Genomic DNA, 19793 nt, shown 5'->3' on the forward strand with positions numbered 1-19793 from the left:
TTCGAGGGCAGGCGAGCGAAGCGAGCCGGCTGGGTGCGGTGTCGGGTGCGGGCCTCATGTGGAGTACGCCGAGTTCTCATGGACGTAGTCGTGGGACAGGTCGTTGGTCCAGATCGTGGCCTGGGCGGCGCCATTGTGGAGCTCGATATCGATCGCGACGGCCCGGCCCTTGAGGTCGACATTGTCGCGGCTCTCGCCCGCGGCGCCGGCCTTGCAGATCCACACGCCGTTGACGGCGACGTCGACTTCGTCGGCGTCGAACGGGGCCTTGGAGGTCCCGACGGCGGCGAGGATGCGGCCCCAGTTGGGGTCGCAGCCGAACATGGCGGTCTTGACGAGGTTGTCGCGGGCGACGCAGCGGGCGACCTCGACGGCGTCGTCCTCGGTCTCGGCCCCGGACACGGTGATCGTGATGTCCTTCGTGGAGCCCTCGGCGTCGGCCAGCAGCTGCCCCGCGAGATCCTGGCAGAGCTCGGAGAGCGCGGAGATGAACTCGTCGGGTGCCGCTGTGACGCCGGAGGCGCCGGAGGCGAGCAGGAGGACGGTGTCGTTGGTGGACATGGAGCCGTCGGAGTCGAGCCGGTCGAAGGAGTAGCGGCAGGCGGTGCCGAGGGCGGCGTCCGCGAGCTCGGCGTCGATGACGGCGTCGGTCGTGAGGACGACGAGCATGGTGGCGAGGCCGGGGGCGAGCATGCCCGCGCCCTTGGCGATCCCGCCGATCTTCCAGCCGCCGGGGCCGGTGACGACCGCGTTCTTGGCGACGGTGTCGGTGGTCATGATGGCCGTCGCGGCGGCCTCGCCGCCGTCCTCGGTGAGCGCGGCGGCGGCCGCGTCGATACCGGGGAGGAGCTTGCCCATCGGGAGGCGTTCGCCGATGAGGCCGGTGGAGCAGACCGCGACTTCGACTGCGCCGCAGCCGAGGACGGCGGCGACCTTCTCGGCGGTGGCGTGGGTGTCCTGGAAGCCCTCGGCCCCGGTGCAGGCGTTGGCGCCGCCGGAGTTGAGGACGACGGCCTTGAGCTTGCCGTAGGTCATGACCTGCTGGGTCCACTTGATCGGCGCGGCCTTGACCCGGTTGCCGGTGAAGCGGCCGGCGGCCACCTGGGACGGCCCTTCGTTGACGACGAGCGCGAGGTCGGACTTGCCGGAGGGCTTGAGCCCGGCGGTCACACCGGAGGCCTTGAAGCCCTTGGGAGTCGTGATGGTCACGGCGCAACTCCGTTCACGGTGAGGCCGGCGGCCTCGGGGAGTCCGAGCATGAGGTTGGCGCACTGGACGACCTGTCCGGCGGCGCCCTTGCCGAGGTTGTCGATCGCGGCGGTCACGATGATCCGGCCGGAGTCGCGGTCGACGGTGCCCTGGACTTGGACGGCGTTGGTGCCGTAGGTCGAAGCCGTCGCGGGCCACGCCCCCTCGGCGAGCAGGTGCACGAAGTGCTCGCCGTCGTAGGCCTTGGACAGGGCGGCCCGCACGTCGGCGGCGGTCACGTCACCGGCGGGCCTGGCGGTCACCGTCGAGATGATGCCGCGGGGCATGGGGGCCAGCAGCGGCGTCATCGACAGGCTCGTCGCCCCGGTGGCCTGCTTGATCTCGGGCACGTGCTGGTGGGCGCCGACCTTGTAGGGGCTCATCGAGCCGATGACCTCGCTGGCCAGCAGGTTCTTCTTGGGCGAGTTCCCGGCTCCGGAGGTACCGGAGGCGGCGACCACGACCACATCACTCGGGTCGGCGATCCCCGCGTCGAGAAGGGGCCGCAATGCCAGGATGGTCGCGACGGCGTAGCAGCCGGTCGCGGCGACCCGGTTCGAAGCGGCGATGGCCTCCCGCTGGCCCGCCAGCTCGGGCAGGCCGTAGGTCCAGGCCCCGGCGTGGGGGCCGGGGTAGTAGGCCTCCCAGGCGGCGGCGTCTTCGAGCCGGTGGTCCGCTCCGAGGTCGACGACCTTGAGATCGGCGGGGAGCTGCGCGGCCAGCGCGGCGGACTGGCCGTGCGGGAGGGTCATGATGACCAGGTCGGCGCCGGAGAGCGCCTCCGGGGTGGTCTCGCAGAAACGTCGGTCGCCGTAGGCGGTCAGGTGGGGGTGGACTGCGGTGATCGACTCACCGGCCTGGCTGTGCGCACTGGCGGCTACGACTTCGAGCTGCGGGTGATCTGCGAGAATCCGCAGCACCTCGCCGCCCGCGTAACCGCTGGCGCCTGCCACGGCGACCTGATACGTCACTGGAAACCTCCGTCTTGAATGACTATGCATCCAACTGTATCAGCATCCATGTCGGAGTCGATAGCGACTTTCCACACTTTGGGAGTCGAGCATTATTCCTGTTCACGGGCGAAAATGGCCGCCTGGACGCGGCTGCTGAGACCGAGCTTGGCCAGCAGGTGCGTCACATGCGATTTCACCGTGGCCTCGGCCATCCCGAGCTGGGCGGCGATCTCGGCGTTGGCCAGGCCCTCGCTGATAAGGGCCAGGACCTCGCGCTCGCGGGGCGTCAGGGAGGCCAGGCCGTCGCCGTCGACGGGAATCGGCGCGTAGGCGGGGCGGGCGCGGGCGAACTCGGCGATGAGGCCCCGGGTGACGGCCGGGGAGATCAGGCCGTCACCCCGCGCGACGACGCGGACCGCGTCGACCAGGGTTTCGGCGTCGGCGTCCTTGAGCAGGAATCCGCTCGCACCGGCGCGAAGCGCGTCGAAGACGTTCGCCTCCTCGCCGTAGCTGGTCAGTATGAGCACGTCCGTGACCCCGCGCAGCTCTGCGGCGGCCGCGATGCCGTCCTGGCGGGGCATCCGGATGTCCATGACGACCACGTCGGGCCGCACGGAGCGGGCCAGCTCGACCGCCTCGAACCCGTCGGCGGCCTCGGCGACCACCTCGATGTCGTCGGCGCTGTCGAGGAGCATTCGCAGGCCGGCGCGGACGGCCGCATGGTCATCGGCGAGCAGGACCTTGATCGGCATCTGGGTTCACTCCGGTTCGGTTGGCGGCGGCGTTGCGGTTCGGCCGACGGCTACCGGGTCTCCGGTCGGGATCTCGGCCCGGACCCGCCAGCGTCTTCCGTCGGGCCCGGCCCGGACCGTACCGCCCAGCAATCGGACCCGTTCGGTCATGCCCACCAGTCCCGCACCGCCGCTTGGGAAGGGGACGGCCGCGGTGTCGACGGCGTTCTCCACGGCCACCGTCAATCGCCCCGGAGCGCAGGCGATCTCGACCGATGCGTCCGAGCCGTACTTCAGTGCGTTCGTCAGTGCTTCCTGGACCACCCGGAAGGCGGCGGTCTCGACCTCCCCGGGCAGGTCCGCGAACTCCCCCGACGTCGCGAAATCGACCTTGAGCCCGACCCTGCGCATCCGCTCGACCAGCTGCGGCACCTGGTCGAGCCGGTAGGAGGCCAGCTCCTCCTCCGAGTCGGCGGCGCGCAGCAGTCCGATGATGCGGCGCAGCTCGGCCAGCCCTTCCACGCTGCTCTGCCGGATCGCGGCCACGGATCGGCGCACCGTCTCCGCGTCCAGGTCCCTGCGGGACTGCAGGCCGGTGGACTGCAAGGCGATCGCGCTCAGGTAGTTCGCGACGGTGTCGTGCAGTTCGCGGGCCATGAGGGTGCGCTCGCGCAGCACCGCCTCGCGTCGGCGCACGTCGGCCAGGCTCGCGGCCTGCTGGGCGCGCTCGGCCTCCAGCTCCGCCCGGTCGTGGGCCTGGCGGACGATGACGCCGGTACCGATCGGGGAGAGCAGGATGATCGCGGCGATCGCGGCGGTACTGAGCGTCCCGCCGGCGTCCCGGCTCTCCACGCCTATCCAGACGGCGGCACCGAGGACGAGCATGGACGCGGCCGCGAACAGGAGGCGAGTCCGCTCTCGTGGACCGTAACGCACGTAGGAGTAGATGTTGTCGGTGTAGACGCACACCGTCACCAGCGAGAAGCCGATGAACACCTCGGCTCCGAAACCCACCGTCCCCAGCGCCAGGCACCAACCGGGGGCCGACCGCCGAATGACCACGCCCAGGCAGACCAGGCCGAGCGGCACGAACCGCACCGCGAGCGGGACCTCCTGGTAGGGCTCGAAGCTGCCCAGCCCGATTAGGACGGCACCGATCGCGAACAGCAGCACCGCGGCGATGAGGTCGCCGCGCCTGACGCGACCCAGTGGACTGTTCATACCTCAATCCCATCATGGGAGTTCCGCCGCGGCGTCGACCTCGGTGCCGAGACCGGTCTCCTACTTTGGTCGCAGACGCCGCGGCGCCTCGGCATCACCGGACCGGACGAGTCCGACGGTTCCACGGCCGCCCACCGCGAACCGTCCGAATCGGAGCACGCATCATATTCACATGAGCGAAGCCGATGAACCGGTCCGAGGCGGCAGGCCACCGGAGCCCGAATGGGCCCCCTTCACCGGGGCCGCGCGCGGCCTGGTCATGGGGAACGCGCTCCTGGCGTTCGCGCTCGAACTCGCGATGCTCGTCTTCATCGGCTGGTGGGCGCTCGCGCTCGATTTGCACCTGGCGCTGCGGTTGCTCATCGCCGTCGCATCGATCGGCGCGGTGGCGGTACTCTGGGGAGCCTTCGCATCGCCGAAGGCGCGCTTCGAGTTGCCCGTGTACGGCGTCCTCGCGGTCAAGGCGGTGGCGTTCGCGGCGGGTGCGTTGGCGCTGTGGGGCGTCGGCCTACCGGTTGCGGCCATCGCCTTCGCGGTGCTCGCGGCCTCGAATACCGCGGTGGTCACGATCGTCAGAACCAGGCCGATGGCCGAGTAGGGACGTCGAGGGATCCGTGGTCGACATCGGTCACGCCGTCGAAGGGGTCGGCACGTCATCCCCGTGCGCCGGTCCCTCGCGCCATTTCCGCTCCCGGTCCAGCAGCGGGGAGAAGGCCCACCAGCACAGCAGTGCCACGCCGATGCCGGTGGCGACGCCGCCGATCGTGTCCGAAGGCCAGTGGGCGTGCAGCCAAGTGCGCGACCACATCATGGCGAGCACCAGGACCGTGGCCGCCGGCCACCACCAGCGCGAGGCGGCGACAGGTATGGCGACCACCGCCAGCGCCACCACGAACGCGGCCTCGTGCGAGGCGTGGCCCGACGGGAACGACAGGGAGGCGATCTCGATCATGCGGTCGGCCGGGCGGGGACGCTGCCCGATGAGCTTGAATCCCTCGGTGACCAGGTGGCCGGCGACCAGGGCGGCGGCGAAGAACAGCGCCGATCGCCAGCGCCACCGGGCGAGCAGGACGATCACGATCGCCGCCTCGATGATCCGGCCGACCCAGCCGCCCAGTCGGTCGAATCCGACCGCTGTCGTCCACAGGGGACCGTCTCGGTCACTGCTGCCCATGAGGCCCAGCCAGGCGTCGTCGAATCCCTGGAACGGCGGGGCGCCCGGGTCGGCGCGTACCCACAGGGCGAGCGCGAGCACCGCCAGCGGCAACGAGAACGCCACGGGCAAGGCGAGCCTGGATTCGGGGAACTTCCGGGGCAGCAAGAGCAGCGACCTATTACGTCGCCGAGTTGAAGGCCGCGACTCCGAGGGTGATGATGAGGATGATGTAGAGGATCCAGAAGATGGTGAAGGCCAGCGAGATCCAGCCGAAGATTCGGCCGGCCTTGGCGAGCGGGCGGCCGATGCCCATGCCCGCGTCGATCTCGCGCGCGGCGGCGCGGCCCATGAAGAGCCCGATCAGGCCCAGCGGCGAGGTCATGAAGATCATGCCGCACACCATGGCCGCGACCGCTTTGGAGTTGATCTCGGGGCCGGCCGGATACGGCTGGTAGGGCATGCCGGGCTGCGGCATCTGCGGCTGCTGGCCGGGCGGGGGAGGCATCTGCGGGGGCTGCGATTGCTGCGGTTGTTGGCCGTAAGAGTCGGGCATGGACATTACGAACTCCATTCACTCTGAGTACATCGCGAATCATAAGCACACCAGGCCCCGGCGATCCGGTCAGCAGTTGGGGTCCAGCCAGTCGCATTCGGTCGGCGATTCACTCGGCTCCTCAGTGGTCGGTTCCGGTTCCGGTTCTTCAGAGGTGGTAGTGGGATCGGGTTCGGGTTCCTCGGTGGTCTCGTCATCGGTCGGCTCCTCCGACGAAGGTTCGTCCTCGGACGGCTCCTCGGTGGCGCCGCCGCAGGCCTCGGCCGTCGGGTTGACCTCACAATACTCGCTTTCGGGATCGATGGAGCCGTCGTCGTTCTCGATGCCGTCGGTGATGTCGCTGCCGGCCTTGACGGCGCCGTCGAATTCCTCCGGGGCGTAGTTGAACGCCTCGATCGCGGTGTCGACCACGCTGCGCCACACCGGGACACCGGGCGGGTCGTCGTCTCCGCCGCCGCTTCCGCCGACCCAAGCGGCGACGCTCAGCTGCGGTATGGCGCCGACGTACCAGGACTGCTCCGGATCGTCGGTCCATTCCCCGCTCAGGCCGAAGAAGTCGCGCTCCTCGAGGGCGTCGCCGCCGCCGAGGCCCACGAATTGCAGGTCGCGGGCGGTGGTGGTGCTGATGGCCTGGAGGGAGGCGATGCCGCGGTCGGCCTCGACGGTATTGCCCTTGGCGTCCACGACACGATCGATGAAGTGGGTGTCGGCGTAGACCCCGTCGCCGGCGATGGTGGCGTAGACGGCGGCCATGTCGAGCACGCTCACGGCGTAGGTGTCCAGGTCGGCGGCCTTGAGTCCGCTGTAGTCGGCGTCCTCTCCCGTGGGCCGGGCGGTGCCGTCCGCATCGGTGATCGCGGTGAGCCCCATGGCACTCGCGGTCTGGAGGACCGATTCGGCACCGTACTGCTCCGCTATGTCGTCGACGGCGGCGGAGCGGGAATCGCGCACCGCGTCGGTCAGGGTGACATCGGAGTCCTCGTCGCTCCACCACGAGTCGATGGAGGCGCCGTCCTGGAGAGCGGTGGCGGCGGTGACCATGTCGAACACCGAGGACGGCGGGTGCGGTGCGGCGGCGCCGACCTGGTCGGCGCCGGTCTCGGACTCGGCGCCGTAGTAGCACAGGACCGCGCCGCTGCCGGGTTCGACGGCGACGGCCCCGGCCTCGCCCTCTATGTCCTCGACGGCGGTCTGGAGGTCCTCGTCGATGGTGAGGGCGACGCGGTAGCCCTCGGGGTTGGCGCTCGCGTCGTAGAGGTCGTCCTCGCCGATGCCGTAGCGGGTTTCGAGTTCGGCGTAGGCGGTCTCGATCAGACCGGCATTGCGGTCCTCGAAGTCGTCGGGGACCGCTTCGCCGCTCGAGTACAGGAGCGCCGCCATCTCCTCGCCGCCCGAGCCGTAGCCGGGGTCGTCGCCGCCGAGGTTCGCGATGACGATGGAAAGACCGATGGCGAGCACGAGGCTGAACGTTCCGGCGATGATCAGGTGCCGCCTGCTGAAGTCGCGGGACTTGATGCGGCGGAAGGTCGCCGTCATTCCGGGGATCGAGAGCTCGAAATTCCCGGCGTGGCGCCCCGTTCCGGAGGGTCCCTGACCTCGGGCGCCGGCCCGATGGCTGCCGCGGGCACCACGAGAGCCGGTGCGCCTCCGCCTACCACCAACGCGAGAGGGGTTCCGGTTTTCCACTCCCGTACCTTAAAAGGCGCGGACCAGCCGGCAAACCGCGGCTCTGGACCTACCCCGTATAACCGCATGTCACACGTGGAATCGGCGGGGCCCGTCCGGATCGAGATCCGGCCTGGCCCCGCCGATTGCGTGATCTAGTCGCGAATCGCCGCGCCGTAGCGTTCGGCGGCGACGGCCACGGCGGCGTCGCGGACGGCGACGCCCTCCTCGTTGGTCAGCGTCCGGTCGGCGGCCCGCAGCTCCAGCTTGAAGGCCAGGGACTTTCGGTCCTCGCCGAGCTTGGCGTCGCGGTAGACGTCGAACAGGCGGAGCGAATCGAGTAGTTCGCCGGCGCCCTCACGCAGCGCCGCCTCGACCTCGCCGGCCGGGACGGACTCGGCCACCACGACGGCGACGTCGATGAGCGTGGCCGGGTAGTGCGAGACGACCGGCGCGGGGGCCAGGCCCGGCAGCGGGATCGCCGTCAGGTCCAGCTCCATGGCGACGGTCCGCTTCGGCAGTCCCAGCGCCTCGCACACCTCGGGGTGCAGTTCACCGGCGTGGCCGATCACCGAACCATCCACATTGATCTCCGCACAGCGGCCCGGGTGCCACGGCGCGGCCTTGCCCTGGGCGGCGGTCATCTCGGCGCCCGCGGCCTCGACCACGATGCCGGCGGCCTCGACCGCGTCGGCCCAGTCCACGGCCCGGCCCGGCTCGCCGATTCCGGCGGGAACGGCCTGCCCGCACAGGATCGCGGCGACGTGCCGCGGCTGCACGGGAAGGCGCCGGATCGCGGCGGCGATGGCCTCGTCGTCGGGACGCCGGGTCACCGGCAGTTCCACGACGTCGAGCTCGGTCCAGCCCTCGGCGGGCTTGAACACCAGGCCCTCCTCGAAGACCGCGAGGTCCTTCGCGCCGCGCGCCAGGTTCGTCCTGACCGCGTTCACCAGGCTGGCGAGCACGGTGGTGCGCAGCAGCGGGGCGGCGTCATCGAGCGGGTTGAGCACGGCGACGGCGTCGCGCTGCGGGTCCTTCTCGTCCAGGCCCAGCTCGTCGGCGCGGTCGCGCGTCACGAACGGGAACGTGTAGGTCTCCACGAAGCCGTTGTCCGCCAAGGCCCGGGCGACGCGGCGGCGTCGCCGCTGCGAGGACGTGAGCCCGGTCCCGGCGATGGCGCGCGGGATGCTGGACGGAATGTGGCTGTAGCCGTGGAGCCGGGCGACCTCTTCGACCAGGTCGACCGGGTCGGTCAGGTCGGGCCGCCACGAAGCGGGCGTCACAGCCAGGACCTCGTCGCCCACTACACCAACAGTGCAGCCGGCAGCTTCGAGCATGGACACGACAAGATAGCGGTCATACTCGACGCCGACCGTCTTCGACGGCAGGCCGACCGGGATCATGATCTGCTTGGCCGGTTCGCGGTGGTCGATGTCAGCGATTTCCGGTTCGAGCGAACCGCCGCCATATTCGACAAGCAGGGCGGCCGCGCGTTGAGCGGCAATCAAGCTCAGCGCCGGGTCTGCACCTCGCTCATAGCGCTTGGATGCCTCAGAAGTGAGCTTGTGCCGCCGTGAGGTACGCGCGATCGCAACTGGGTTCCAGTGTGCGGCTTCGATGAGCACATCTTGGGTGGTAGGCCCGACCTCGGAGGTCTGGCCGCCCATGACCCCAGCCAGTGACAGCGGGCCAGTCTCATCGCAAATGACCATGTCCTCGGGATCAAGCTTGCGGACCGCGTCATCGAGAGTCTTCAGGGTCTCGCCGGCGTGCGCACAGCGCACTACCAGACCGCCATTGAGCTTGTCGCGGTCGAAGGCGTGCAGCGGGTGACCAAGTTCGAGCATCAGGTAGTTGGTGACGTCGACGGCGAGGCCCAGCGGCCGCATCCCGGCCTGGGTCAGGCGCTTGGCCATCCACTTGGGGGACTCCGCGTTAGCGTCGACCCCACGCACCGCGCACAGCGTGAAACGCGAGCAGCCGTCGGTCTCGACTCGGATCGGGAATGGCTGACTACTGGTGGCCGGCTCTTCTTTCTCAATTCCAGCCGGGTCGGTGAACGCGACGCCGAGGCGGTGGGCGACCTCGCGGGCGATGCCGCGCACCGAGAAGCAGTACCCCATGTCGGGGGTGATGGCCAGCTCGAACACGACATCGTCCAGGCCGATCAAAGGGCGGGCGTCCTCGCCGACGGTGCCTTCAGGCAGCACGATGATGCCCTCGTGGTCGTCGGAGACGCCGAGCTCGCGGGCGGAGCAGATCATGCCGTCCGAGAGGCGGCCGTACGTCTGGCGCGAGGCGATCTTGAAACCGCCGGGCAGCTCCGCGCCGGGCAGGGCCACGACCACCAGGTCGCCCTCGGCGAAGTTCCTGGCGCCGCAGATGATCGAGCGCGGCTCGGCCTCGCCGACCTCCACCTGGCAGTGGCGGATCGGCTTCTTGAAGTCGGTGAGCTCCACGATCGAGGCGACGCGGCCGACCACGAGCGGGCCGGTGACGTTCGCGCGGAGGTCCTCGACCTCCTCGACTTCGAGTCCCGCTTCGACCAGGGCCGCATCGAGATCGGCGGTGGACAGGTCGGCGGGCAGCGCGGCGTATTCGGCGAGCCAAGAGACTGGAATCCGCATCGGTTACTCCTCAACTCGCAGGCCGGCGGGGAAGCGGACGTCCCCGTCGATGATGTCCCTCAGGTCGGTGATGCCGTGGCGCAGCATCAGCGCGCGCTCGACCCCCATGCCGAAGGCGAAGCCGGAGTACACGTCCCGGTCGATGCCGCAGGCGCGCAGCACGCGCGGGTTGACCATGCCGCAGCCGCCCCACTCGATCCAGCGGGCGCCGTCCTTGTGCGCGGAGAACCAGACGTCGACCTCGGCGCTGGGCTCGGTGAACGGGAAGTACGACGGGCGCAGGCGCGTGATCGCGTCCGGGCCGAACACGGACTTCGCGAAGTGGTCCAGCGTGCCCTTGAGATCGGCCATCGTGATGCCCTTGTCCACCACCAGGCCCTCGGTCTGGTGGAACACCGGCGAGTGCGTCGCGTCGACCTCGTCGGTGCGGTAGACCCGGCCGGGCGCGACCGTGTAGATCGGCGGCTGCTGGGTCAGCATGGTGTGGATCTGTACCGTCGAGGTGTGCGTGCGCAGCACCAGGTTCGACCCGGGCCTGCCGTCGCCGTCGGCGATGTGGAACGTGTCCATCATGGTCCGGGCCGGGTGGTCGGGGTGGATGTTCAACGCGTCGAAGTTGAACCACTCCAGTTCGACCTCGGGGCCCTCGCCGATCTCGTAGCCCATCGCCACGAAGAGGTCGGCGATGCGGTCCATCTGGACGCTGATCGGGTGGCGGGCGCCGGTGCGGCGCCGCGGCGTGCGGGCGGTGACGTCGACGGTCTCCTCGCGGAGGATCCGGGACGCCTCGGCGGCCTCCAGAACACCCTTGCGGGCCTCGAACACTGCCGTGATCTCGGTGCGGGCCGCATTGACGTTCCGGCCGGCCTCGCCGCGTTCCTTGCCCGGGATCGAGCCGATGGCACGACGGGCGAGGGACACCGGGGCCTTGTCGCCGAGCGCGGCGGTCTTGGCTGCCGCCAGCTCCTCGATGGTGCCTGCGGCCTCGATGACCGCGGCGGCTTCTTTCACGGCCCTGGACAGGGCCTCGGGCTGGAGCAGGCCAGCCTGGTTCTCAGTATCGTTGCTCATGCGCTTCTCTCCTGGCGGGACCTAAAGGAGTGTAGGGAAGGCACGCGGCTCGGCCGCAGCCCGCCGGAGTGTGGACAGCTAACGCCACAGCCCGCACCCGGCGGGCTGGATAAATTCGCGTTGGCTGTAGCGCATGGAGCAATCATAACGTCTTTAGCTACGCAGCCTACGCTGGGAAGAAGCACTCGCATAAAGGCAGACACCTGCGGCGACCGCGAGATTCAGGCTCTCGGCCTCGCCCCAGATCGGAACCCCGACCTTGCGATGCGCCAGCGCGGCGGTGGAGCCGGCCAGGCCGTGGGCCTCGGAGCCGAACAGCCACACCGTCGGCCCGTTCAACTCGCCGTTCGCGGCCAGCTCGAACAGGTCCGCTCCCCCGGTCGAGGCGGCCAGGATCTGGGCGTGGTCGAACACGTCCAGCAGTTCGGCGGTGTCGCCACCGCGGATCACCGGCAGGTGGAACAGGCTCCCGGCGGAGGCGCGCACGCACTTGCCGTTGTACGGGTCGACCGAGTCGGTCCCGAAGACCACGCAGTCGGCCCCGGCCGCGTCGGCGGCGCGCAGGATCGTCCCGGCATTGCCCGGGTCGGTGATGCCGTCGAGCACCGCGACCAGCTTGGCCTCCTCGGGAAGGCGCTGGTCGAGGAACTTGCAGACCGCCACCAGGCCCTGGGGCGTGACCGTCTCGGCCAGCGACGCCAGCGCATCGTCGGTCACCGGATGGACGTAGACGCCCGCGGCGGTGGCCGCGTCGACCAGCTCAGTGTGGCGGACGTCGGCGTCGAGCGTGTGGAACAGGTCGACCGCGGCGCCGGCCGCGATCGCCTCGCGGACGGCCTGCGGGCCCTCGGCGAGGAACTGCCCGGCCTTGTCCCGCGCGCGGCGGCGCTGAAGCTTCCGGGCAGCGACAACCCGGGACGATCGTGCGGTGAGCGCGTCCGTCCCGGGTTCGTCAGCGATCATCTACTGCTCGGCCGGAGCGTTGACGTCCGCGGGGAGGGCCGCTCGGGCGACCTCGACCAGCGCGGTGAAGGCGGCGGCGTCGTTGACGGCCAGCTCGGCGAGGATCTTACGGTCCACTTCCACCTCGGCGAGGGCCAGGCCCTGCATGAAGCGGTTGTAGGTGATGCCGTTCGCGCGGGCGGCGGCGTTGATGCGGGTGATCCACAGCTTGCGGAACTCGCGCTTGCGGGCCTTGCGGTCACGGTACGAGTAGGTGTACGAGTGCAGCAGCTGCTCTTTGGCCTTGCGGTACAGGCGCGAGCGCTGGCCGCGGTAACCCTTGGCCTCTTCGAGTACTGTGCGGCGCTTCTTCTTGGCGTTCACCGAACGCTTGACGCGTGCCACTGATCTATCTCCTTGCGATTAACGGATATGGGTCAACGAGGGCGAGCTAGCGGCCCAGCAGTTTCTTGACCTGCTTCTGGTCGGCCTTGGCCACCTCGGTGCGGCCGTCCTTGTCCCGCTTGGACCTGGCGGACTTGTGCTCCATGAGGTGGTTCTTGCCGGCCTTGCGGCGCATCAGCTTGCCAGAACCGGTGACCTTGAACCGCTTCTTGGTGCCACTGTGGGTCTTCATCTTCGGCATCGTGCTTCTCCTTATGAGTCAAAAGCCTGCACTGGCTTCAGCGGGCGCAGCGCGCCCGCTGAACGTCAGGCATTCGGACGGCTTACTCCGCGAGGGGGGCTTCTTCGCTGCCCTCTTCGCTTTCACGGCCGCCCTTGCGACCGCCGCCCTTGATATCGCCCTTGGGGCGATGCGGGGCAACCACCATGACCATGTTGCGGCCGTCCTGCTTCGGGGCGGATTCGACGCCACCGAGGTCGGCGATCTCCTCGGCGAGCTTGTCGAGCAGGCGCCGGCCGAGTTCGGGGCGCGACTGCTCGCGACCGCGGAACATGATGGTGATCTTGACCTTGTCGCCGGCCTTGAGGAAGCGCACGATGTGACCCTTTTTGGTCTCGTAGTCGTGCGTGTCGATCTTCGGCCGAAGCTTCATTTCCTTGATGACGGTCTGCTGCTGGTTCCGGCGCGAGGCACGGGCCTTCTGAGCGGACTCGTACTTGTACTTGCCGTAGTCCATGAGCTTGCAGACCGGCGGTCGGGCGGTGGGCGCAACTTCAACCAGGTCCATGTCGACGTCGGCGGCCAACTGCAGGGCCTTGTCGATCGACACGATGCCGACCTGCTCTCCCTGCGGGCCGACCAGGCGCACTTCACGTGCCCGGATCTGGTCGTTAACGCGCAAATCGCTGATGGGGCCTCCTTGGTTCGCGATTCTCGCCGGTGCGGTGCACCGGCGCCCGTGTTGCTGTTTCGGTCGTCGTCAGCGGGCGCTGGCGGCGGCCGTCGCCAAGCGGAACCGGCCAGCACGCCTCGGGAAGAGGTCCCAAAAGAAAAGACCCCAGCTGATCAGCCGGGGTCCACTCCAGGGCACGGCAGAACTAAGCTGCCGTGCGTGACCCGTTTGCCTCAGTTCCCTCCGAGGAGGACGGGCTGCGGGTGGGAGCTGGACTCCGCTTGCTGTGCGCGACGTAAGTGCGCACGGTTTATAAGTATATCCCCATGCTACGAGCGGGTCGCATGAGGTCCCCTATGACCTGCGCGACTGTTCCATGAGCGCCCGCAGGTGCTTGACGGCCGCCACGGCCCGGTCCTTGTCGCTGATCTGGATCGCCATGACCGAGATCTCATCGTCGTCGGCGATCTCGACCGTGGCCCACTGGCTCTTGGCGGAGAAGTTGACGCCGGTGACGATCTCCCACGGCAGGAACTTCGTGGATCCGATATTGCGGATCTCGACGCCGCGCTCGTCGGCACGGACGCGCAGGCGCAGGAACATCAGGATGACCCCGCCGCCTATGAGGCCCAGCCCGATCATGCCCGCGTGGTCGGCCCAGGTAATGGTGCCGCCCCCGGCGGTCCGGTTGCCGAGCGTGAACGAGAGGCCGAAGAAGGACCCGGCGAAGACGATCGCGCCGACCCAGGCCCCGATCTGGGACTTGCGGGGCTTGTAGTCGAGCGGGCCGAGCTCGGTCATGGGCTTCTCCTGTACGGCGTGCATGTTTCCCTCTCTAGGGTGCCCTTACGGCAGCTGATCTATCTCAAGGCTCGAGTCGAATGCCAGCAGAGTCTTCGGCTCGCCGGTCACGATGGGCCAACCGGGGCGTTTCAGGCCACACCAGGCGACGTGGCCGGCGGCGATATTGCCGTGCTGGCGGGACCGGGAGAGCATGAGGCCCACGTCGCGGGCGGACTTCTTGTCCAATTCCATGACGACGGTGACGGGGAGTCCGAGGAGGACCAGCAGGGCGTCGCGGTCGCGGCGGCGGGCCTGCGACCAGGCCTCGGCCAGCGCCCCGGCGGGGATGGCCAGGACCACGTTCTGTTCGAGCGCGGTGAAGACGACGGCCTGGGGGTAGGGCATGGAGGTGGCGAAACCGACGATGGCGGACACGTCCAGAATGCGGCCGCCGATCACGTCCGGGCCTCTCCTTCTCCCTCGACACCGAGGACTTCTCGGGCCCAGGCCAGGTGCTCGGCGCTGGGGGCGTGGCCCTTGCGCTCGAAGAGGTCCTGGAGCTCGGTGAGCGAGCGGTCGCGTTCGAGGCGCTCGGCGACGGCGGCGATGACGTACTCCGACACCGAGTCGGCACGGCCGACGGTGACGAGGCGGCGGATCTGCTCGATCTGCTCATCGGGGAGGGAGACGCTGGAACGCGCGGGCCCCGCCCCGGCGGACGGGCCCGGCGACAAATTGGCGCGATCGGTCACGGGCTCAGCGTAACGCCGCCCGGCCTGAGGCATGGACCCGACATGACTGCGATTCGGAGCTCCCAATGGAGGTAGGTTCGGGGTACGAATAAGACCCGATCACACGGAGAAAGCACCTGCCATGTCTGAGAAGAAGTCCGGCGAGCGCTCGCACGACCCGCAGTTCCCGCAGAAGTTCCTCGATTTCATGCGATCGGGCTGGGGCGGCCTGGATCTGGAGGCCGCGCCGCTGACGCAGGCGGCCTACACCGACCGACGCCGCGAGTCGCTGTCGGCGGCCTTCCCCGGCGAGACGGTCATCGTTCCCACCGGTGAGGAGAAGGTGCGCGCCAATGACACCTTCTATCCCTTCCGGGCCGGCTCGGACTTCGCTTGGCTGACGGGCGATCTCGATCCCGAGGGGGTGCTGGTGCTGCACCCGAGCGGCTCCGGCCACGACGCGGTGCTGTACCGCCGCCCGCGCAAGGGCACCGACTCCGACGAGTTCTTCCGCTCGGCGAAGTACGGCGAGCTGTGGATCGGCCGCAAGCACTCCCTGGACGAGGCCCAGACGCGACTCGGACTGCCGTGCAAGGACGTCGAGGCGCTGGAGGCGGCGCTCGAGGGGGCGGACCGCTCGAAGGTCCGGCTGCTGCGCGGCTTCGACTCCGCGCTGGACCGGCGCTTCGCCGCCGAGGAGGCGGCCAAGGACGCCGACGGCAAACCCGTCCTGACGCGCGACCGCGAGCTGGCGGCGGTGCTCTCGGAGCTGCGCCTGGCCAAGGACGCCTGGGAGCTGCGGCAGCTGCAGGAGGCGGTCGACGCGACCGTGCGCGGCTTCGAGGACGTCGCGCGGATCCTGCCGCGGACCGGTTCGGTCTCGGAGCGGCTCATCGAGGGCGTGTTCGGGACGCGGGCGCGGCTGGAGGGCAATGGCCTGGGCTACGACTCGATCGTCGGCGCAGGGGCCCACGCCACCACGCTGCACTGGACCACCAACGACGGGCACACCAAGACCGGTGAGCTGCTGCTGATGGACATGGGCGTGGAGAACCGCAACCTCTACACGGCCGACATCACCCGCACCATCCCCGTCGACGGCCACTTCACTCCACTCCAGCGCCAGGTCTACGACATCGTGCACGCCTCGCAGCAGGCCGGCATGGACGTCATCAAGCCCGGCACGGACTTCCAGGAGATTCACCAGACCTGCATGCGGGTCCTGGCCGAGGGCCTGCACGACCTGGGCATCCTGCCCGGCTCGGTCGACGAGGCGCTGGACAAGGACGCGCTGTACTACCGGCGCTGGACGCTGCACGGCTTCGGGCACATGCTCGGCCTCGACGTCCACGACTGCGCCGCCTCGCGGCCCGAGCACTACTACAAGGGAAAGGTCCAGGAGAACTTCGTGCTCACCGTCGAACCGGGCCTGTACTTCCAAGCCAACGACGAGCTGGTGCCCGCCGAGCTGCGCGGCGTCGGCATCCGCATCGAGGACGACGTGCGCGTCACCGCCGACGGCTGCGAAAACCTGTCGGCCGGTCTGCCGCGCTCCTCGGACGAGGTCGAGACCTGGCTCCAGACCCAGCGTGAGGCCGGGCCCCGTCTCGCATCGGAGTCCTAAGCCGCCGGTATTTCGGCTGGTAGTAGCGTTCGTCACAGGGCGCCTGTGGACGCTCCTAACCCGAGGTCTATAGTCCGATTTTAGGCTTATATCCACCGCACCGGGCCGGCGGCGGCGGTTACCGCACACCAACCGCCCGCCGCCGCCGGCCTTTAAAACCCGTGCGGGGTGCCTATGCATCGGCGATGCTCTCCGCCTTGAAACCCGCAGAACCCGTGGTGGTACAGTTGGATCCGTTAAATAAGACGGACGTACTGTTTACTTCTCTCGGTTCCGCGACGGACGACCCGGGCGGGCGCTGTGCCGCCGCTCCCCTCCTGGGCCGACCTGCGTCCCCGGCCCCCGTTGTTGCGGCAGACTGAGAACCGACAACTCAGATCAGAATCGGGAGTACTTATGGTGAGTACGGACTCCTTCGGCGCCCGCGAAGCCCTCCGGGTCGGCGAAAACGAATACGACATCTTCCGCATCGACAAGGTAGAAGGGCACGACCGGCTGCCCTTCAGCCTCAAGGTCCTGTTGGAGAACCTGCTGCGCAATGAGGACGGTGCGGACATCACCGCCGACCACATTCGCGCCATCGGCTCCTGGGACCCGAAGGCCAAGCCCAGCACCGAGATCCAGTTCACGCCCGGCCGCGTCATCATGCAGGACTTCACCGGTGTGCCCTGCGTGGTCGACCTCGCCACCATGCGCGAGGCCGTGCGCGACCTCGGCGGCGACCCGAGCCAGATCAACCCGCTCGCGCCCGCCGAGATGGTCATCGACCACTCCGTGATCGTCGACTTCTTCGGTCACCCCGACTCGTTCAAGCGCAACGTCGAACGCGAATACGAGCGCAACCGCGAGCGCTACCAGTTCCTGCGCTGGGGCCAGACCGCCTTCGACGAGTTCAAGGTCGTCCCGCCCGGCACCGGCATCGTCCACCAGGTCAATATCGAGCACCTGGCCCGCGTCGTCATGACCCGCGGGGGCGTCGCCTACCCCGACACCTGCGTCGGTACCGACTCCCACACCACGATGGAGAACGGCATCGGCGTGCTCGGCTGGGGCGTCGGCGGTATCGAGGCGGAGGCGGCCATGCTCGGCCAGCCCATCTCGATGCTCATTCCGCGCGTCGTCGGGTTCAAGCTCTCCGGCGACCTCGCGCCCGGCACCACGGCGACGGACCTGGTCCTCACCATCACCGAGATGCTCCGCGACCACGGCGTCGTCGGCAAGTTCGTCGAGTTCTACGGCGAGGGCGTCGGCGCCGTGCCGGTGGCCGACCGCTCCACGCTCGGCAATATGGCGCCCGAGTTCGGCTCCACCTGCGGCATCTTCCCGGTCGACGAGCGCACCGTCGAATACCTGCGCCTGACCGGCCGCACCGAGGAGCAGATCGCGCTCGTCGAGGCCTACGCCAAGGCCCAGGGCATGTGGCACGACCCGGCGAAGGAGGCCCAGTACTCCGAGTACCTCGAACTCGACCTGTCGACCGTGGTGCCCTCGATCGCCGGGCCCAAGCGCCCGCAGGACCGCATCCAGCTCGACAACGCCGCCCACCAGTGGCGCCGCGACGTGGCGAACTACGTGCACACCGAGGCCGGCGAGGAGACCTTCCCGGCCTCCGACGCCCCGGCCGAGAAGCCCAACGACGGCGACCGCCCGCACAACCCGCAGACGGTCAAGTCCGAGGTCGGTGAATTCGAGCTCGACCACGGCGCGGTCGTCATCGCCGCGATCACCTCGTGCACCAACACCTCCAACCCGTACGTCATGGTCGGCGCCGGGCTCCTCGCCAAGAACGCCGTCGAGGCGGGCCTGCTGACCAAGCCGTGGGTGAAGACCTCGCTCGCGCCGGGCTCGCAGGTCGTCACGGGCTACCTGACCCGCGCCGGGCTCTCGGCGTACCTCGACAAGCTCGGGTTCAACCTGGTCGGCTACGGCTGCACCACCTGCATCGGCAACTCCGGCCCGCTTCCCGAGGAGACCTCGGCGGCGGTCCAGGCCGGCGACCTCGCCGTCTCGGCCGTCCTGTCGGGCAACCGCAACTTCGAGGGCCGGATCAACCCGGACGTCAAGATGAACTACCTGGCCAGCCCGCCGCTGGTGGTGGCCTACGCGCTCGCCGGCTCGATGGACGTGAACCTCACGACCGACCCGATCAGCCAGGGCAAGGACGGCCAGGACGTGTTCCTGCGCGACATCTGGCCCTCGTCCGAGGACATCCGCGAGGTCGTCGACGGCAATATCGGCCGCGACATGTTCCTGCGCGAGTACGCCTCCGTGTTCGACGGCGACGAGACCTGGCAGAGCCTGCCGATCCCGACCGGCAACACCTTCGAGTGGGACGACGCGTCGACCTACGTGCGCAAGGCGCCCTACTTCGAGGGCATGCCGGAGACCCCGGCGGCCATCGAGGACATCACGGGCGCGCGGGTGCTCGCCAAGCTCGGCGACTCGGTCACCACCGACCACATCTCCCCCGCCGGGTCGATCAAGGCCGACTCGCCCGCCGGCAGGTACCTGGAGGAGCAGGGCGTCGGCCCGCGCGACTTCAACTCCTACGGCTCGCGCCGCGGCAACCACGAGATCATGGTCCGCGGCACCTTCGCGAACATCCGCCTGCGCAACCAGCTCGCACCGGGCACCGAGGGCGGCTGGACCCGCGACTTCACGCAGGCCGAGGCCCCGGTCTCGACCATCTACGAAGCGGCCCAGAACTACGCCGCCTCCGGCACGCCGCTGGTGGTCTTCGCCGGCAAGGAGTACGGCACCGGTTCGAGCCGCGACTGGGCCGCCAAGGGCACCCGGCTGCTGGGCGTCAAGGCCGTCATCACCGAGTCGTACGAGCGCATCCACCGCTCGAACCTCATCGGCATGGGCGTCCTCCCGCTCCAGTTCCCGGAGGGCGAGTCGCACCAGAGCCTGGGCCTCCACGGCGATGAGACCATCTCCATCACCGGCATGACCGAGATCAATGACCGCATCCCGGAGACGGTGTCGGTCAAGGCGGTCGCGGCCGACGGCACCGAGACGGCCTTCGAAGCCGTGGTCCGCCTGGACACCCCGGGCGAGGCCAGCTACTACCGCAACGGCGGCATCCTCCAGTACGTCCTGCGGGGCCTGCTCGCCAAGTAAGCCAGAATTACGGAGAGGGGCGGGCCTGCGGGCCCGCCCCATTCCCGTTCCATCCCTAGGAGAACCC

At 69.2% G+C, this 19793-nt stretch carries 19 protein-coding genes; 3 read left to right on the plus strand and 16 right to left on the minus strand.

The window, feature by feature from the left end:
• Window positions 1-54: 54 nt before the first annotated feature.
• The 4 genes from argJ to FAB82_RS10200 form a co-directional block, all read right to left on the minus strand.
• A complete protein-coding gene (gene argJ, locus FAB82_RS10185; protein ID WP_136534433.1) occupies window positions 55-1209 on the minus strand; it encodes a bifunctional glutamate N-acetyltransferase/amino-acid acetyltransferase ArgJ in 1155 nt (384 codons plus the stop codon).
• Window positions 1206-2219 (minus strand): N-acetyl-gamma-glutamyl-phosphate reductase, encoded by a 1014-nt coding sequence (argC, locus tag FAB82_RS10190; RefSeq protein ID WP_136534434.1) that lies wholly within the window; start codon window positions 2217-2219, stop codon window positions 1206-1208. The genes argJ and argC overlap by 4 nt, the downstream gene beginning before the upstream one ends.
• 92 nt (window positions 2220-2311) lie before the next feature.
• Window positions 2312-2953: a response regulator gene (locus FAB82_RS10195; RefSeq protein WP_136534435.1), complete on the minus strand. Its 642-nt coding sequence runs from the start codon at window positions 2951-2953 to the stop codon at window positions 2312-2314.
• Between the two features lie 6 nt (window positions 2954-2959).
• On the minus strand, window positions 2960-4153 hold the full coding sequence (locus FAB82_RS10200; RefSeq protein ID WP_136534436.1) for a sensor histidine kinase: 1194 nt from the start codon (window positions 4151-4153) through the stop codon (window positions 2960-2962).
• Between the two features lie 172 nt (window positions 4154-4325).
• Between FAB82_RS10200 and FAB82_RS10205 the strand changes: the two genes are divergently transcribed.
• Window positions 4326-4751: a DUF2568 domain-containing protein gene (locus FAB82_RS10205; RefSeq protein ID WP_211116497.1), complete on the plus strand. Its 426-nt coding sequence runs from the start codon at window positions 4326-4328 to the stop codon at window positions 4749-4751.
• 30 nt (window positions 4752-4781) lie between these two features.
• On the opposite strand, the gene FAB82_RS10210 is transcribed toward FAB82_RS10205, so the two are convergent.
• The 12 genes from FAB82_RS10210 to FAB82_RS10265 all read right to left on the minus strand — a co-directional run bounded on the left by FAB82_RS10210 (window position 4782) and on the right by FAB82_RS10265 (window position 15000).
• The gene (locus tag FAB82_RS10210) at window positions 4782-5432 is read right to left on the minus strand and encodes a phosphatase PAP2 family protein (protein WP_136534437.1); all 651 of its coding nucleotides are present in this window, start codon (window positions 5430-5432) and stop codon (window positions 4782-4784) included.
• A 55-nt stretch (window positions 5433-5487) separates the two neighbouring features.
• Window positions 5488-5868, minus strand: coding sequence for a DUF4190 domain-containing protein (locus tag FAB82_RS10215; protein ID WP_168801523.1), 381 nt, complete (start codon window positions 5866-5868; stop codon window positions 5488-5490).
• 63 nt (window positions 5869-5931) lie between these two features.
• Window positions 5932-7398: a penicillin-binding transpeptidase domain-containing protein gene (locus FAB82_RS10220; protein ID WP_136534439.1), complete on the minus strand. Its 1467-nt coding sequence runs from the start codon at window positions 7396-7398 to the stop codon at window positions 5932-5934.
• A gap of 284 nt (window positions 7399-7682) precedes the next feature.
• On the minus strand, window positions 7683-10154 hold the full coding sequence (gene pheT / locus FAB82_RS10225) for a phenylalanine--tRNA ligase subunit beta (RefSeq protein ID WP_136534440.1): 2472 nt from the start codon (window positions 10152-10154) through the stop codon (window positions 7683-7685).
• A 3-nt stretch (window positions 10155-10157) separates the two neighbouring features.
• Window positions 10158-11225, minus strand: coding sequence for a phenylalanine--tRNA ligase subunit alpha (pheS, locus tag FAB82_RS10230; RefSeq protein WP_136534441.1), 1068 nt, complete (start codon window positions 11223-11225; stop codon window positions 10158-10160).
• A gap of 153 nt (window positions 11226-11378) precedes the next feature.
• Complete coding sequence (locus FAB82_RS10235; RefSeq protein WP_136534442.1) at window positions 11379-12188, minus strand: TrmH family RNA methyltransferase; 810 nt, start codon at window positions 12186-12188, stop codon at window positions 11379-11381.
• Window positions 12189-12572: a 50S ribosomal protein L20 gene (gene rplT, locus FAB82_RS10240; protein WP_136534443.1), complete on the minus strand. Its 384-nt coding sequence runs from the start codon at window positions 12570-12572 to the stop codon at window positions 12189-12191.
• A 46-nt stretch (window positions 12573-12618) separates the two neighbouring features.
• Window positions 12619-12813, minus strand: coding sequence for a 50S ribosomal protein L35 (gene rpmI, locus FAB82_RS10245; protein WP_136534444.1), 195 nt, complete (start codon window positions 12811-12813; stop codon window positions 12619-12621).
• An 82-nt stretch (window positions 12814-12895) separates the two neighbouring features.
• Entirely contained in the window at window positions 12896-13474 is a 579-nt protein-coding gene (gene infC / locus FAB82_RS10250) for a translation initiation factor IF-3 (protein ID WP_281276887.1), read from the minus strand.
• A 345-nt stretch (window positions 13475-13819) separates the two neighbouring features.
• The gene (locus FAB82_RS10255; RefSeq protein WP_136534446.1) at window positions 13820-14290 is read right to left on the minus strand and encodes a PH domain-containing protein; all 471 of its coding nucleotides are present in this window, start codon (window positions 14288-14290) and stop codon (window positions 13820-13822) included.
• Between the two features lie 21 nt (window positions 14291-14311).
• Window positions 14312-14707 carry a hypothetical protein gene (locus FAB82_RS10260; RefSeq protein WP_136534447.1) on the minus strand — a complete coding sequence of 132 codons (396 nt, stop codon included), beginning with the start codon at window positions 14705-14707 and terminating at the stop codon, window positions 14312-14314.
• On the minus strand, window positions 14704-15000 hold the full coding sequence (locus FAB82_RS10265) for a ribbon-helix-helix domain-containing protein (RefSeq protein WP_136534448.1): 297 nt from the start codon (window positions 14998-15000) through the stop codon (window positions 14704-14706). Before FAB82_RS10265 ends, FAB82_RS10260 begins: the two co-directional genes overlap by 4 nt.
• Before the next feature lie 121 nt (window positions 15001-15121).
• Between FAB82_RS10265 and FAB82_RS10270 the strand changes: the two genes are divergently transcribed.
• Together FAB82_RS10270 and acnA are read left to right on the plus strand one after the other, a co-directional pair.
• Window positions 15122-16603: an aminopeptidase P family protein gene (locus FAB82_RS10270; protein ID WP_136534449.1), complete on the plus strand. Its 1482-nt coding sequence runs from the start codon at window positions 15122-15124 to the stop codon at window positions 16601-16603.
• Window positions 16604-17002: 399 nt separating this feature from the next.
• Entirely contained in the window at window positions 17003-19726 is a 2724-nt protein-coding gene (gene acnA, locus FAB82_RS10275; protein ID WP_136534474.1) for an aconitate hydratase AcnA, read from the plus strand.
• Window positions 19727-19793: the final 67 nt, after the last annotated feature.

The organism is Glycomyces buryatensis, from assembly GCF_004912275.1.
GTDB lineage: Bacteria > Actinomycetota > Actinomycetes > Mycobacteriales > Micromonosporaceae > Glycomyces > Glycomyces buryatensis.

What these genes read in the sequence shown, in the direction of transcription:
- FAB82_RS10215 (WP_168801523.1), bottom strand. Translation starts at nt 5,868, where the DNA reads ATGTCCATGCCCGACTCTTACGGCCAACAACCGCAGCAATCGCAGCCC.
- FAB82_RS10270 (WP_136534449.1), top strand. Translation starts at nt 15,122, where the DNA reads ATGTCTGAGAAGAAGTCCGGCGAGCGCTCGCACGACCCGCAGTTCCCG.
- FAB82_RS10235 (WP_136534442.1), bottom strand. Translation starts at nt 12,188, where the DNA reads ATGATCGCTGACGAACCCGGGACGGACGCGCTCACCGCACGATCGTCC.
- FAB82_RS10200 (WP_136534436.1), bottom strand. Translation starts at nt 4,153, where the DNA reads ATGAACAGTCCACTGGGTCGCGTCAGGCGCGGCGACCTCATCGCCGCG.
- FAB82_RS10220 (WP_136534439.1), bottom strand. Translation starts at nt 7,398, where the DNA reads ATGACGGCGACCTTCCGCCGCATCAAGTCCCGCGACTTCAGCAGGCGG.
- FAB82_RS10195 (WP_136534435.1), bottom strand. Translation starts at nt 2,953, where the DNA reads ATGCCGATCAAGGTCCTGCTCGCCGATGACCATGCGGCCGTCCGCGCC.
- FAB82_RS10205 (WP_211116497.1), top strand. Translation starts at nt 4,326, where the DNA reads ATGAGCGAAGCCGATGAACCGGTCCGAGGCGGCAGGCCACCGGAGCCC.
- pheT (WP_136534440.1), bottom strand. Translation starts at nt 10,154, where the DNA reads ATGCGGATTCCAGTCTCTTGGCTCGCCGAATACGCCGCGCTGCCCGCC.
- FAB82_RS10255 (WP_136534446.1), bottom strand. Translation starts at nt 14,290, where the DNA reads ATGCACGCCGTACAGGAGAAGCCCATGACCGAGCTCGGCCCGCTCGAC.
- pheS (WP_136534441.1), bottom strand. Translation starts at nt 11,225, where the DNA reads ATGAGCAACGATACTGAGAACCAGGCTGGCCTGCTCCAGCCCGAGGCC.
- rpmI (WP_136534444.1), bottom strand. Translation starts at nt 12,813, where the DNA reads ATGCCGAAGATGAAGACCCACAGTGGCACCAAGAAGCGGTTCAAGGTC.